This is a genomic window from Streptomyces sp. NPDC051677 (assembly GCF_044453465.1).
Lineage (GTDB): Bacteria > Actinomycetota > Actinomycetes > Streptomycetales > Streptomycetaceae > Streptomyces.
In genome coordinates, this window is the sequence record NZ_JBITCT010000064.1 from 1 (window position 1) to 13975 (window position 13975).

Sequence of the window (13975 nt, forward strand, 5' to 3'; positions counted from 1 at the left end):
CGCCGAACAGGCGACGGCCGAACCAACGAATCTGAACACCCATCAACCCCTGCTGACCAGCTGATCAGCACATCCCGCATGACGGGGGAACCTCACTTTGAGAGCCGGATGCCATGTGGGGGTGTGCAGGATGCTCTCGCCGTCAGAATCGGCCACCAACACCGGCACATCCAGCTGATTGCGCTGCAGACGCGCTTCCAGAACCGTGCACGCACTCAAGGCGCGCACTTCCTCGTCAGTGAGGGCGCCGGAGCGGTTCGCCAAAAGATCGTCCCACGCCTCCCGGACCCGATCTCCGACGGTGGGGCAGTCCAGGCAGGCGGCGCGGCCCATGACGACGTCAGATAACCGCACCCGCATAATCGCGGCACACTGCAGGCACTCCACGGTCCAGGCCGATTCGAAGGTGCGATAGCGCTCCTGGGCGGCGAAACCGGCCTTGCGCAGCAATCTCCGGGCGGTCCCCTGGGCTACCTCACCCTTCTCGCCGTCCGCAACCATGGTCTTCAGCTCTTTCACTTCATGCACGGTCGCCCAGTGCGTGTTGTCGGCATGCTGCTGCGCGCGCAGCCATGCCTCAAGCCACACCGCATGACTGCGCTCGGCCAGTCCGCACCCCACGAGGAAAGCCCTCACAGCCGTCAACGAACCAGGCTTCTGCCGGCGTTCGGCGATGCGGTGGGCTGAGCTGCGGGACAACTCCATGCCGGCCGCACTCGCCCTGCGTTGCATCACCCGGTACGGCGGTGCTCCGCACGACAGCCTTAGCTCCGCAAGCGCGGCGCACAGTTCGGGGAAGTTTCTGATGAGGTGAGGTTGCGGAGCACCCGACGCAGAGTCCTCATGCCCCGTGCGCTCGAGGTAGGCATCGAACCACATCCGGTCGATCTCGCCGATGTCCAGCCTGCACGCGTGCGCGAACGCCCGGGCCACATCGAGCTTGGGAACGGTGGCCCCCGATGCTGCCCGCTGCAAGGTCGCCGCACTGTAGTCCCTGGTGCGTTGCGCAAGCTCGGCATAGGAGAGGCCCTGCCGCCTGCGCCCGTTTCGTAAGGCGGCGGCGAGTTTGCCCGCTGCCGGACTCAGGGTGTTCGGGATCGAACCTTCAGGACGGCCCACCGCTTCACACCTCGCTCTGGACGAGAAGGGCGACGACTTTCCACTGGCAGCGCTCCGCTCTTTACTGTTCCGCCGTGCTGACGAAACTGTTATGGCTCCAACCTGAAGACTCCGGGCGGCAGTTGGCGCTGCCGGAAGGAGTGCACAGCATCCTGCCACCTCGAATGCCGTCGCCCCACTCCCTCACGAGGTAATTCGGCTCTGTCTCGTTCGGATGTGCCGACTCCGTACGGCATGAGACGAATTGAATGAACCGCTGACCAGCCATGCCATGGAGAGGTGAGTGGAGATCGGCTTCTCACGGTGCTCGTTAATTTCACTTTGTCTCAGTGTTGCTTGCGAGGTAACGGCCGAAGCTGGCAACATCAATCACCGTCGCCGCTCACCGCGACGACGCCCTGTCTCTATGGCTCCAACCGCAGCTGAACAGGGAAGTTGAGTCGGATGCGTTGGCGCGCGGATGACTCGCGGAAGAGTCGGCCGAACAAAATGGGCCGGCTCTTTTGCCGTGAACGACAATAGTGATCCCGGTAGCGGTCACAACACGTCGACGGTTCGTCCGAAAGCACGCTCATCGGACAGGCCCGCGTACTCCACAGAGCCGCCTGCAACACGACCCTTCACGCCGAGCGCGTCCCGCTGCGTTTGTTTCCCAAGGAGACGTCCGCTCCTGGCGGCCCATCTGCGACGGTTGCGTCCAGGGAAGTGGTGTACGGGTTCGACCTGATCCGGGGGTTTGCTCCGGCATCGGGATGGTGCCCGCATAGATGAACGGCCACCGGCTGATCTTCGAAGTGTCGAAGCCTCGAAAGAGATCAGCACGATGACCGCGCCTGACAGTGTGCCCCTGCATGCGCTCGCGGAAGACAACCTCGCCGCGGCGAGTCCGGATCTGCTGCGTGCGATGGTCAAGACGTTCGCCGACGCGCTCATGTCCGCGGAGGCCGACGCCCTCTGCAACGCCGAATACGGCCAGGTCAGCGACGAACGCGTCAACCACCGCAATGGCTACCGCCCACGCGAGTGGGACACCCGGGCAGGTACCGTCGAGCTCGCCGTCCCCAAGCTGCGTCAGGGCAGTTACTTTCCGCACTGGCTGCTTGAACGGCGCCGACGGGCCGAGCAGGCCCTCATCAGCGTGGTCGCCACCGCCTACCTGCTCGGCGTGAGTACGCGCCGGGTCGAGAAGCTCGCCGAGCCCCTCGGTGTCACCCAGCTGTCGAAGCCACAGGTCAGTGCGATGGCGAAGCACCTGGACGAGCAGGTCGCCGCGTTCCGCAACCGGCCCCTGGACGCCGGGCCGTATGCGTTCGTCTGGGTCGACGCGCTCACCCACAAGGTCCGCGAGGGTGGCCGCATCATTGACGCGATGACGTATGTGTCCATCGCGGCGTGCCTGGGCGAGGACTTCCTCGCCCAGGCACTGCACCGCGAACACCGTCATGTACCCGGCGCCCTCGATGTCGCTGGACTGATGACTTTCGACGACCTCAACCAGATCCTGGCCGGCCACCGCCTGGAACCGCCCCGGATGAGGCTGTCCCGCGACAGCGAGACGCTGCTGGTCGGCGGCTACACCACACCGGTCGCCACCCGCCGGCACACCGTGTGGCACCGCCTGCACCCGGCCGAACTGCACGCCCGCCTGAAGGAGGACGCCTCCCTCGCCCTGGACAGCGTCGACGAACTCCATTCGCCCCTCGCCCGCCTCTGCGAAGCGATCGAGCGCGAACTGCACACCCGCGTCCAGACGAACCTCTACGCCTCGTGGACCAGCACCGAGGGCTTCGGCGTTCACTGGGACGACGAGGAAGCCGTGGCGGCCGGGCACGTGGCGGGGTACGGCGTCGCCACGTGGGCGGGCCTGGAGGAGGAGGCGTTCACGGTGGGGGAGCTGCTCGCCTTGGCCGCCGAAGCCGCCGGCGGACAGCGCCACCTGGCCGCCGTCCAGCTGCCGGTCAGCCTGGTGATGATGACGCCGATCGTGCAGGCCCTGGACGGCCGGGGGCCGCTCCCGGCCGCCGTCGGCGCGGGCCTGCGGGTGATGGTCTCCGCACCGCTGCATGGCGGGGAACTGCCCGCCGTGGTCGACCAGGAGCTCGCCGACCTCATCCGGCCGGGCCTGACCCCCGCACAGGCGTGCGTCCTGGCGATCGCGTCCTGCCCAGGAGTGACGGACGTCCTTCTGGCCGCCTCCGGTGCGCCACACTGGAGGGAGGCGGCCGACGCCGTCGCTCAACCTCCCTGTCCGCCGCCGAGTTGCGGGAGATCACTGGTGTACTCGCCTCCCCCTGACCCGGACACCGAACAGCGCATGCGCGCCCACCACGCCCTCGCCGCGAAGGCCCTGGACTCACGAGTCGAGCCGGGCGGGGAGTTCTGGGGTTGGGCCGGGCGCACCCTGGGTGCCCCGGCCCGCACCGCCACCGGGCAACCGGCGTGGCTGCGGCTCGTGTCCTCCCCGGAGGACAAGGCCGCGGGGAAGCTGTGGGACGGCGCCCTCGACGCCCAGCACGTCTTCGGGGACCTCGACGGGCACCGGCCCGCGCTCCTGGGCGTGCACGACGCCGTCGACGACGGCACTGCCTACCGGGCGGAACTGTCGGCCTGCGTCGACCAGCCCGTCCTGTCCGACGACCCGATCCTCCAGCGCGATCTCCAGCTGCCGGACTCCTGGTGGCAGGAGCTCTCCGGGACGCTGCAGAAGGTCGCGGCCGCCGACACCGACCGCATCGCCGTACGACAGCAGTACATGGACCGGGCCATCCCCAAGTTCGTAGGTATCCCGGCACCCGCGGTTACCTGCTGGACCACCGCCCACGGCGACGTGCACTGGGCCAATCTCACCGAGCCCCTGCGGATTCTGGACTGGGAGGGCTGGGGCCGCGCGCCAGAGGGTTTCGACGCAGCGACCCTCTACGCTTACACGCTGCTCCAGCCGGGCACCGTCGCCCGCGTCCGCGAAGCCTTCCCCATCCCGGGCAGCCCCGCCGGCCTCGCCGCCGAAGCGACCGTGTGCGCCCAGCTGCTCCAGACCGTGACCCGCGGCGACAACCTCGCCCTCGAAGACCAACTGCGCACCTGGGCCGCAGAACTGCGCCGCCGCTGACGAGACTGCAGCCTGCACAGTTGAACCGATTCGGCATCGACTCAAGCGGGACAGACACGCCGCAGGTACCACGGTCGGCGTAGGCCAACCGTCAGCAGGCCGAGCACGGGCCGACAGCGCGACGGAGCAGACACCCTGCGGCTCGGGTCAGCTCCGGCATCCGCATTCGCAGAGCGTCTTCCAGGCCGGACAACCAGCAGACGAGCCCTTGCGGTTACGTGCCTGCGGAAGGGGCGTGCAGCACGTGGAGAAGCAGGGGACGGGGTGGAACAGCCGGGAAGCAGACCACAGGGCGACCTCTCTGACCGACAGGGCGGTTGGGCCTCACACGCCAGCCTCAGCGCCGACCGGCACACACCGTGCGGGCAGGCACGTCGTGATCTCTTCTGGCCCCGTCGTAGCGCAGTTGATCGCAATCTTCACCATGTTGATCGGTTGGCCTGGGGTTGACGGAGCGTGTTGCACGCCGGGGATGGCGAGATGCCCTACATGACGCGGGCCGCGCCGGGCGGCTGTGAGCCCGCGTTCGATCTACTCCCGAACTGTCAGAAGGGGCCGCCTTGCAGAGGGAAAGCGAAGATCAGGAGGTTCCCTCCGGCTCACCGGCGAAGATGAGTACGTCGGAGAAGGTCGCAGCGTTCAACTCCGCTGCCGTGACCGGGCTGGGGTCATACGTGACCAGCGGGTCGTACCTCGTGATGTGCACAGCCGGTGTGCTGACCCTGATCCTGCTAGCCGTGGTGTTCGTCGTAGCGGGGAGGTGACAAGGGGGGTGATGCCCGAACAGGCATCACCCCCCTTCCTTACGTCTGGCCTCAGGCCGTCGCGGTCTCGTGCAGGGACCAGCGTTCCAGACGGATCCGCTCGGTGGTCACCTGCGGCGGTCCGTCGCCTTGCCGTTCGGCCTTTAACGCGGGATTAGCCTCTGTCCGGGACGGGATACCCAGCTGGGGACCGGTGCCCGGCCGGAAGACGAGCATGGCGAAGGCCGCGTTGCCCAGCAGGCGCAGAGCAAGCCGCTTGTTGAACAGCACGCTCTCGCACAAGACCTTCACCTGGGCCGGAACCACCTCCGCCAGATAGCGGTCGGTATCCGTCTCCAGGTCCCGGGCGTCTTCGTACACAGCCCCGATGAGCCCCGGCCGGTGCTGGAAGACCCAGCGGCAGTCATGCGGATAGCGCACCGCCACCTCGGGTGGTTCCGGCTTGGGGCCGACCAGCGTGAGATCACCGCGCAACAGGTTCCACAGACGGGGAAAGTGCTCGAAGACCCTGAGGCACCTGCTGGTCCGCGATGATGACTGTGTGCTGTGATACTTCAGCAGGCGGATCGGGTAACCGCCCTGCCCGACTCGGATGTTGCGTTCGATCACTGGACGACCGCCTCGCACCAGGATCGTCGGAGCTGTGACCGCCATCAGCGGCGCGGTCACCAGCAGTGCGGCCACGGCCACGGCCACGTCCACCATTCTGCGGCTGAGGGACAGCGGCACGGGCTCACACGCCAGCCCGGTGATGGCACGGCGTTTCCCGGTCCGCCGCAGCACCATCACCGCGGTCAGGACGAAGGAGGCGACCATGGCCGCGATGGTCACCGCGTCCGATGTCCCGCCCCTGATGCCGGCGCCGGCAAGAAGCTGCCGCAGCGCCAGAACCGTCGCCGTCATCTGCGCTGCCAGCGCCCATTGCAGACTCAGCCGTGCCGACTTGCGGCGCGGTGGCGGGCAGGTGCCGGCGGCAGGATCCAGCAGATCACGCTGGATCACCAGATTGGTCAGCGTGTCGTCCCCGGACTCGTGGCTTTCCACGGCGGCTTTGGTGAACGCGCTGACCTTGATTTTCAGCAGCAGCTCGTCCGTCTTCTTCGGCGTGATGATCCGGTCGGCGGCCTCATCCACCTCGGCCATGTATCCGGAGATGAGAGCCTCGCCCACCGGATCGTTCTCCTCCGAGAGAATGACCCGGTAGCTCTGCCGGGGGATCCTCCTGACGTCCCAGTTGCTGAAATCCTCCACTATCACTTACCCCCCAAGTCATGCTTCGTCTCCAACTGAGCGCCGGCCTCGCTCAGTTCGAGTGCCTGTTCGTCGGCGATGGCCTTCTTTAGCCGTTTGCGCGCATGCCGGATGTTTGAACGGACCGTGGCAGCCTTCTTGTCCAGCAACTTGGCGATCTCATCGGGCGAATAGCCGTCATACAAAAACGCCATCACCCGGCGCTGCTCTTGGTCCAATAGGCGCAGATGCCGCAGCGCGTCATCGTGTTCGAGCCCCTCGTATGCATCCGCTGCGCCCTGTGGGGCGGGTGCCCAGAACCCGCGCACTGCGGCGTCGGGAGCCTTGCGCAGCCGGACCTCACTGTTGACGTAGGCGCGCTCCGCGGCCAGACGGCAGTAAGCGCGCGGACTGCGGATCTCATGCCAGCGGGGCAGGAGATCGATCAGCACCTCGGATACGGCGTCTTCCGCTTCCTCCCAGGTGGCTCCGAGAGTGGCGACGAACCGCACGAGTCGCTTGTGCTCTGACTGTACGAAGTTGGCGAACTCGTCAAACCCCTCTCGTCCCTGGTCCTGTCTGGATGATGCTGGTTCACCGGCGCGCCTTACCATCGGGTCGCCCTGGCCGCGTTGCTCATGACCGTGAGGGGAGCGAGGCGGCCGGGACGTGCAATGCCCGGTGCGGCTTTTTCTTCTCCTGCCGCGGCGTGCCGCGTTGATAACGGTGGGTCGCCGGCGGAAGCCGTCACGAAGACCTCTTTCGGCTCGGCGGGAGCGGGCGCGCCGGCACATCCAGCTCCAGGCACGCGGTGCCGCCCGGGGGTTGGCGGCACCGCGTGACAGGGCGTCAATGTGGCACAGGGCCAGGCATAGCGCACCGGTGCACTGCCCTGGGTGCATTCGACAACTCCGCCTGGCCGGCCGGGTGCAGATAACGGGTCGCGATCCCAGCCGGGTACACGGGCGCCTTATACCAGGGGGGTCCGACAAACGCGGCCGAGCGAGGCCCGCCGGGGACGGATCTGCGCGGGTAGAACGGCGGTTCAGGCGACGGCTGACGTCTGGTTGTGGCGTAACACACACCGCTGGTGCGTCTGTGGGGAAAGTCCTGGTGAGGCTTGCCTCTTCAGAGGGCCTGGAGCAGACATTCAGGTCAAACCCCAGGTCAATCAGCAAGCCGTGTAGAAATCGGCCCGAGTAAAAGGCATGATGGGACGTGCAAACCCGGGGTGCGTGACATGCGTCACACTTTGTGAACCGCGTGACGTTCCGGGTTGCGGGAGCAAACAAAAGAAGGGCCTCACCCACCGACCTACCACAGACCGTGGGTGAGACCCTGGCGAACCCCGCAGGTGGCCTCGACTCTCTTGGGTCGAGGCCGTCGCCGTTAGACGGGCCAGTTGCCCAGCATCGCCACGGTGAAGTGGACGACCGAGTAGAACTCGGCGATCCACACCAAGATCCTCCAGAACCTGGCGGCCGCACGCCATGTGACGGTCCGCCGGATCTCTCGGATCCCCGCGGTGACCCTGGCCCAGCTGCGCCCGACCGACCGAAGCGTCCGTCGCGCCCACCTGCGCAGGTTCCGAATCCTCGTCAAAGACCAACGGCTCATCGGAACCGCCTTTCCCTTGGGTTCGGGGCCCTGTTGCCCCTAGGGAACGGCAGGGGCCATGGGAAAGGTGAGACGACGATATCCGGCGCAGGGGCGGACGAACGACTACGCAGGGCGATACGTGGCGCACGCCACATGGGGGGAGCGTTGACTCCGGACAGCCCCCGGCGAAACCCGCAGGTCAAGTCGAAACCAGCCGGTATGTTCTGACGTTCGGTCATGTGTTTTGTGTCGAGTCGGGACCCGCCCGGACCGCGGCGAGGGCGTAACTGTCCGGGCGGGGACGGTTACTGAAAGTTCTATTGGTTACGGAAGGTCATGTTCCCCGGGTCGGCGACGAGTTGAAGCGCAGCCATACCACCGGTGCGCCGGGGCGCGACGAGCGGCACCAGGGATCCCAACGACGTCTACGACGCCGCGCTCGTCGGCCGCTCCCTTCTCCCGCGACGGCTGGGATCTGTCGAACGAGGCTGACCTCAACCGCGCGATCCTCAGCTACAACAACGCCCAGGACCGCCTGAAGACGGTCCTGTCCTGGCTGGTCCCGCCGCGAGGGCACGCACGCGATCCCGAACGGCACCCGCAGCATCCCCTCCGGCGTCGACAACCCCGGGGCCAGCCCGGCCCGTTCGCCCGCGAGGCCGAAGGAGACGCCGGGCACGCACAAGCCCGGCGGGAACTCCTCGAACCCGTCGACGCCGAGCACGCCCAGCACACCGGGCGCGCCGTCCACTCCGAGCACGTTCCCGCCCCCCCGGCGGCACCGTCGACCAACTCCAGGACGCGAGCGCGGCGAAGCTCACCGCGAAGGGCGGGCGACATGTTCACCCAGAAGATCGGCATCAACGCCGAGACCAAGACGGACAAGGCCGTGGCCGAGGTCCGCATCCGCTTCACCATCATCGGCGACACCGACGCCACCTCACCGGCCGCGAGAAGGCCGCGGCGATCCTCACCGACACCACCGGCGTGGCCGGCGCCCCGCCTGCAGGCGGGCGACCCTGCCCGTACCCCATCCCGAGGCCGCCCGCGCATCCGGCGGACCCCTGACCCTTGCAGCTGCGAATGAAGTGGAATGAGGTCGGGCGGACCTGGCACCCAGTGCCGCAAGCTGTCGTCGGACCCACCGCCTTCCGCCCTATCGAAGCGACGCCAACAACCCACCCCCACACGGCGTGACGGCCAGATGCGATCCAGGACTACAGGAAAGGTGGGGGAGTTGGGACCATAAGCAGACAGCCGGGCAGGCGGGGGAGTGGTGTCATGGGTTCGGACGAGATCAGGTCCCAGGGCTTCAGCCTGAAGGAGCTGTTCCGTGACGTGACCTACGAGATCGACTACTACCAGCGCGACTACACCTGGGGCGAGGAAGAAGTCCGCACACTGCTGCGGGACCTGTGCGGATCGTTCCGGAACTGGTCCGCCAACCCGTCCTACCTGCGCCGGCCGCACACCGCGCCGCAGTACTTCCTGGGGCCGTTCGTCTACTACGAACCCTTCAAGAACCGGCGCTACCTCGTCGACGGGCAGCAGCGGTTCGTCACGCTTCATTTGCTCTTCCTGCAGCTGCGGCTGGCGGCACAGGAGCGCGCAGACACCCGGGCCGTCGACCGGCTCAACCGGGTGATCACGACGGACGGCGAGCACTTCTCGCTCGGCATCACCGATCACGAACCCGTCCTACGCGCGGTCGCCGAGGCCCGCGCGTACGAAACCGGCATGGGGGATTCGCTCTCCCGCCGCAATCTGTGGGCCCGCAGCCAGCAGATCGAATCCCAGCTCGCAGAAGAACTCGATACAGAAAACCTGACCCGCTTCACCGAGTGGCTGCTGGACCGGGTGGTCCTGGTCGGGATCCGCGCCGCCAGCTCCGACCACGGCTACCGCATGTTCGAGACGATGAACGACCGCGGCGCCCGCCTGACGGCCGTCGACCTCCTCAAGAGTCACCTGCTCTCCCACGTCGGAGCGAACGAAGACCAGCTGAACACCCAATGGCAGGAGATGCTGCGGGAACTGGCCACGGACCGGGAGGACTCCACGGCCGCATCCCGCTTCATCAAGGCCTTCCTGCTGGCCCGCTGCGCACGCGAGGGCCAGGACGAGGACCGTCGGCAGATCGACAGCAATCTCAACGTATGGGTCCGCCAGAACGCCGCCCACCTGGGACTGTTGCCCGAACGGCCCGACAGATTCCTGCACTTCGTGCAGGACTTGCTGAGGTCGGCCAGGCTGTTCCGGCCCTTCCTCGCCGCCGGCCGCGCGCTCAAGGCAGGCGGCGACCGTCTGGAGGCAGTGCTCTTCAACGAACGCAACGGATTGGGCTGCCAGGCCGTCGCCATCCTCGCCGCCATCGACCCCGACGACCGGCCCTCGGACGCCAAGGACAAAGGCCGCCTCATTGCCGACTACATGGACCGCTGGTACGCCCTTCGGGTCCTGCAAGACCTGCCCGTGCAGTCGGCCGACGCCGACGCCCTGGCTTACGACACCCTCGTTCCCCTCCTGCGCAGGTGCCGTACCGTGGCCGACGTCGCCGCCGCGCTCGGCGACCTCGTCACCCAGGACGCAAGCTCGATACGCGACGCGATCACGCTCGGGCTGCGCGGCAACAATGCCCATCAGATCCGCTATCTGCTGGCCCGGGCCACCGCCTACGTCGAAGAGGCCTGCCAGCGCCCCCACGACGTGCTCGCCTATCTCGACCGCGACCGATTCCACATCGAGCATTTGTGGGCCAACCACCACCACCGCGTGCACAAGGAGATACCCGACCCCGTCGTCTTCCGCAGTCGCCGCAACCAACTGGGCGGCCTCGGACTGCTCATGGGGCGCGAGAACTCCAGCATCAACGACCTGCCTTTGAACGACAAGGCCGCCTACTACGCCCGCAGCAACGTCCTGCTGGGCATCATCGCCCCCGGCTACGACCAACGGAACCCCCTGTTGCGCGAGTTCATCAAGACCCACAAGCTCGACAGGGTCCTCAGGCCGTTCGGCCCCCGGGAGACGATGACCTCGGTCGTACAGACCCGCCAGGAGCTGTATCTGTGCCTGTTCGAACGTATCTGGGACCCTGAGCGCCTCGGCCTGCCCGTGCCCGCGACCAGCGAGACAGAAGGCGGCACCCAGCCGCCGGCGCTGCCCCGGCAGGCTGCCGCGCAGCGTCGGTCGGTTGCCGGGCGGCGCCGCACCGATGTCGCCCGTATGGTGGCGGCCCGGATCATCACCGCCGGCACACGGATCGTGCTCACCTACCGCTCCACCGATCACTGGGCGACCATCGACGAAGACGGCGGCATCATCCTCACCGCGACCGGCGGCACCCCCTACGGCCGGGTGGACGAAGCCGGCGCCGTCGCCCGCGGCACCAAGACCTGCCAGGGCATGAACGAATGGCACATCGAAGACGCAGCAGGAGTCCGCATCAGTCTGCGCACCCTGCGCGATCGCGCAGTGGCATCTGGGACCCTCTAACCCCGCCGTTCGGCGGAGTGACACAACGCACGGCACCCGCATCGCTCTCGGTTGCCTGCTGAGACCGAGCAGACTCGACCCTCAGCGCGCAGAGTTCCTGGCGGAGGCGCGGGGAGCTGCTACTCCGCAGGGCTTCGACGCCGAGCGCAGCAAGGAGGCGGCGAGCGCGCGGAGCGAGAGCGGTAGGTACAGGTAGGAGAACAGCAGTCATGGCAGCGCGAAATAGCTTTGAGGTATTGACGGAGCTGTTGCCTCAACGGCCGGGCAGCGGCCTGGTCGTGGACTGGGCAGCGGTCGAGGAAGCCTGGGGGCTTGAGTTTCCCTCCGACTACAAGAACCTCATTGCCCACTACGGCGATGTACTCTTCGGGGACTATCTCGAGGTCATCCCCCCTTCCATCGTCACACCGGCAACCTGCGACGAGCCCGGCGCGCCGCGCGGCGGCATGGGTTTCATCACGGCGGACGCCCGCGACACCTGGGCGGACACGGAGCCCTCTGGAATCGACGCCGAACCTGAGGAATTGGTGACCTGGGGAGCCGCGTGCAGTGCCGACCTCTTCTGCTGGCTTACCCGCGGCGAACCGGGCAAGTGGCCCGTACTGGTCTTCAGCCACGGCGATGACGTCTGGACCCAGTACGACTTCGGGATGGTGGAGTTCCTGGTCCGCGTACTGACTGCGCAACCGGGCGTCGAGACGATGGAGGAGACGATGTTGTGGGGCGACAGGAATCCTTCGTACGTCAATTCCGGGGAACGTCGCGGCGCACGGGGAAAGTGACCCTTTCCAGCAACGGACCAGCTCTTCGCCCTTGCGGCGACGGAGTGGAATGACCAGACCGGTGTCCTGATAACCATCATGGGCAATCGTCGTAGTTTTGACGATGGCGGCTTTGGCGCCGGATTCCTCCCGCCTTCGGGAGTCGTGCCGGTTGCCGGCCCACCACTACGCGGCAGTATGTGAGGCGTCGTCGGACACAGGGTTCACAAGCCGACACGACGGACGCATATAGGGGCACGCAGTGCCTCGCATGGAGGGCGTGATCAAACTTCAGTGGCAACGCTCAAGGTTCGATGACACGGGACACGCCAGAGAACCGGAGCCTGGGAAGCTGGACCAGCTAGTATTTCGTGATTCTGTTTGTGGAACTTGAGGCGTCCGTGATCGTTGAGTCCAGTATGGATCTCTCCTCTGAACAGATGGCTGAGTTACGGGAGTTGGCGGGTTCGCGGGATGTGCCGGCTGTCGTGGCGCTTCGCGCGCGGATCGTGTTGTGGTCGGCGGAGGGACGACGGCGCAAGGACATCGCCGAGCTCGCCGGTGTGGCACCGTTGACGGTGGACCGCTGTAAGTCCCGTTATGCCGAGTGGGGTGTTGCGGGGCTGGAGGACAAACGCCGGGGCGGGCCCCGAACTGAAGTTTCCCCGTGCTCTTGGACACTCGTTGGTTATGCCGCGAGAGTGTGTTGGTGTCGCTGCCTGGTCTCGACCGGGGTGAGATAGCCGAAGGTCCTGTGTTTGCGCAGACGGCGGCGGTTATAGAAGGTCTCGATGAAGGTGAAGACCTCGGCGCGGGCGGTGGCCCGGTCGGGCCAGGTCCGGGTTCCGATCTCCTCCTTGAGCAGAGCCCAGAAGCTCTCCGCGGCGGCATTGTCGAAGCATGATCCGGTGCGTCCGCAGCTCTGGCGCAGCCCCAACGTTCGTATCTGGTCGCGGAATTGGACGGATGTGTACTCGCTGCCGCGATCGCTGTGTATGACACAACCGGGCTCCAAATGCGCCCGGCCGTGAGCCATGTCGAGGGCGTCGGTGACGAGTTCGGCGCGATGGTGGTCGGCCATGGCGTAGCCGACGACCTCGCGCGTGGCCAGGTCGAGCCAGCAGGCGAGGTAGAGCCAGCCCTCGGCGGTGGGCAGGCAGGTGATGTCGCCGACCAGCTTGATGCCGGGGCGCTCGGCATGGAAGTCGCGGCCGATCAGGTCCGGGGCCGGCTTCGCCTTCGTGTCCGGCCTGGTCAGCGAGCGTCTCCTGCGGCGGGTGACGCCGCGGATGTCGCGCTCGCGCATCAGGCGGGCGATGCGCTTGCGGTTCACCTGTCGCCCCCGGCGCCGCAGTTCGGCATGGATTCGCGGGACACCGTAGGTGTGGCGGGAGGCGATGTGCAGCACGGTGATCTCGTGCGCGAGTGCGTCGTCGGCCGCTTGGCGGGCCCGGCGGGCGGCCTCGCTCTCGCGCCAGGCGTAGTAGGAGGAGCGGGCCACGTGCAGTACACGGCACAGCAGAACGATCGGACAGTTCGCCTTCTCCGCATGGATCAACCGGTACAACGCGTTCACCGGTCGCTTTCCTTCGCGAAGAAGGCGGTCGCTTTTTTCAGGATCTCGATGGTCTGCTGCTGTTCGCGGTTCTCCTTGCGCAACCGCCGCAGTTCCTCACGCTCAGCGCTGGTCAGCTCGCCCGGCTGCCCCTTGCTCTGGTCTGCCTTGGCCCGGCGGTACCAGCTGCGCAGGGACTCGGAGCTGATGCCGAGTTCCCGGGCGACCGCCGTGACCGTTTTGCCCGAGGAGTCGACGAGCGCGATCGCGTCCCGCTTGAACTCTTCGGTGTACCGCTTCGTGTACTTGTTTCCCACCTGGTGCTACTTCCTCTGGAACCTCA

9 protein-coding genes and 2 pseudogenes are annotated in these 13975 nt (G+C 66.8%); 4 read left to right on the forward strand and 7 right to left on the reverse strand.

The genetic code is table 11. The annotated features are described in order from the left end of the window. Nucleotides 1-42: 42 nt before the first annotated feature. Nucleotides 43-1119, reverse strand: coding sequence for a helix-turn-helix domain-containing protein (locus ACIBAF_RS43255; RefSeq protein ID WP_399471268.1), 1077 nt, complete (start codon nt 1117-1119; stop codon nt 43-45). Nucleotides 1120-1942: 823 nt separating this feature from the next. On the opposite strand from ACIBAF_RS43255, the pseudogene ACIBAF_RS43260 reads away from it, so the two are divergent. After that, nucleotides 1943-2503 (forward strand): annotated as a pseudogene (locus ACIBAF_RS43260) (transposase); the annotation flags it as partial. Between the two features lie 2305 nt (nt 2504-4808). Here the strand turns inward: ACIBAF_RS43260 and ACIBAF_RS43265 are convergent. The 3 genes from ACIBAF_RS43265 to ACIBAF_RS43275 all read right to left on the reverse strand — a co-directional run bounded on the left by ACIBAF_RS43265 (nt 4809) and on the right by ACIBAF_RS43275 (nt 6734). Next, nucleotides 4809-4934 carry a hypothetical protein gene (locus ACIBAF_RS43265; protein WP_399471270.1) on the reverse strand — a complete coding sequence of 42 codons (126 nt, stop codon included), beginning with the start codon at nt 4932-4934 and terminating at the stop codon, nt 4809-4811. A 109-nt stretch (nt 4935-5043) separates the two neighbouring features. Then, nucleotides 5044-6243 carry a sugar transferase gene (locus tag ACIBAF_RS43270; protein ID WP_399471272.1) on the reverse strand — a complete coding sequence of 400 codons (1200 nt, stop codon included), beginning with the start codon at nt 6241-6243 and terminating at the stop codon, nt 5044-5046. A 2-nt stretch (nt 6244-6245) separates the two neighbouring features. Then, nucleotides 6246-6734 (reverse strand): RNA polymerase sigma factor, encoded by a 489-nt coding sequence (locus ACIBAF_RS43275; protein WP_399471274.1) that lies wholly within the window; start codon nt 6732-6734, stop codon nt 6246-6248. A gap of 2368 nt (nt 6735-9102) precedes the next feature. Between ACIBAF_RS43275 and ACIBAF_RS43280 the strand changes: the two genes are divergently transcribed. Further along, nucleotides 9103-11316 carry a DUF262 domain-containing protein gene (locus ACIBAF_RS43280; protein ID WP_399471276.1) on the forward strand — a complete coding sequence of 738 codons (2214 nt, stop codon included), beginning with the start codon at nt 9103-9105 and terminating at the stop codon, nt 11314-11316. A gap of 209 nt (nt 11317-11525) precedes the next feature. After that, a complete protein-coding gene (locus tag ACIBAF_RS43285; protein WP_399471278.1) occupies nt 11526-12098 on the forward strand; it encodes an SMI1/KNR4 family protein in 573 nt (190 codons plus the stop codon). A 3-nt stretch (nt 12099-12101) separates the two neighbouring features. On the opposite strand, the pseudogene ACIBAF_RS43290 reads toward ACIBAF_RS43285, so the two are convergent. Beyond that, nucleotides 12102-12257: pseudogene (locus ACIBAF_RS43290) on the reverse strand (IS5/IS1182 family transposase); the annotation flags it as partial. 260 nt (nt 12258-12517) lie between these two features. Between ACIBAF_RS43290 and ACIBAF_RS43295 the strand changes: the two are divergent. Further along, nucleotides 12518-12820: a helix-turn-helix domain-containing protein gene (locus ACIBAF_RS43295; RefSeq protein WP_399471323.1), complete on the forward strand. Its 303-nt coding sequence runs from the start codon at nt 12518-12520 to the stop codon at nt 12818-12820. Here the strand turns inward: ACIBAF_RS43295 and ACIBAF_RS43300 are convergent. Together ACIBAF_RS43300 and ACIBAF_RS43305 are read right to left on the reverse strand one after the other, a co-directional pair. Further along, nucleotides 12766-13653: an IS3 family transposase gene (locus tag ACIBAF_RS43300; protein WP_399471280.1), complete on the reverse strand. Its 888-nt coding sequence runs from the start codon at nt 13651-13653 to the stop codon at nt 12766-12768. The two genes, ACIBAF_RS43295 and ACIBAF_RS43300, sit on opposite strands and share 55 nt — an antisense overlap. Next, nucleotides 13650-13949, reverse strand: coding sequence for a transposase (locus ACIBAF_RS43305; protein ID WP_399471282.1), 300 nt, complete (start codon nt 13947-13949; stop codon nt 13650-13652). The genes ACIBAF_RS43300 and ACIBAF_RS43305 overlap by 4 nt, the downstream gene beginning before the upstream one ends. Nucleotides 13950-13975 lie beyond the last annotated feature (26 nt).

Coding starts and splice junctions, on each gene's coding strand:
- ACIBAF_RS43280 (WP_399471276.1), top strand. CDS start 9,103: ATGGGTTCGGACGAGATCAGGTCCCAGGGCTTCAGCCTGAAGGAGCTG.
- ACIBAF_RS43285 (WP_399471278.1), top strand. CDS start 11,526: ATGGCAGCGCGAAATAGCTTTGAGGTATTGACGGAGCTGTTGCCTCAA.
- ACIBAF_RS43295 (WP_399471323.1), top strand. CDS start 12,518: ATGGCTGAGTTACGGGAGTTGGCGGGTTCGCGGGATGTGCCGGCTGTC.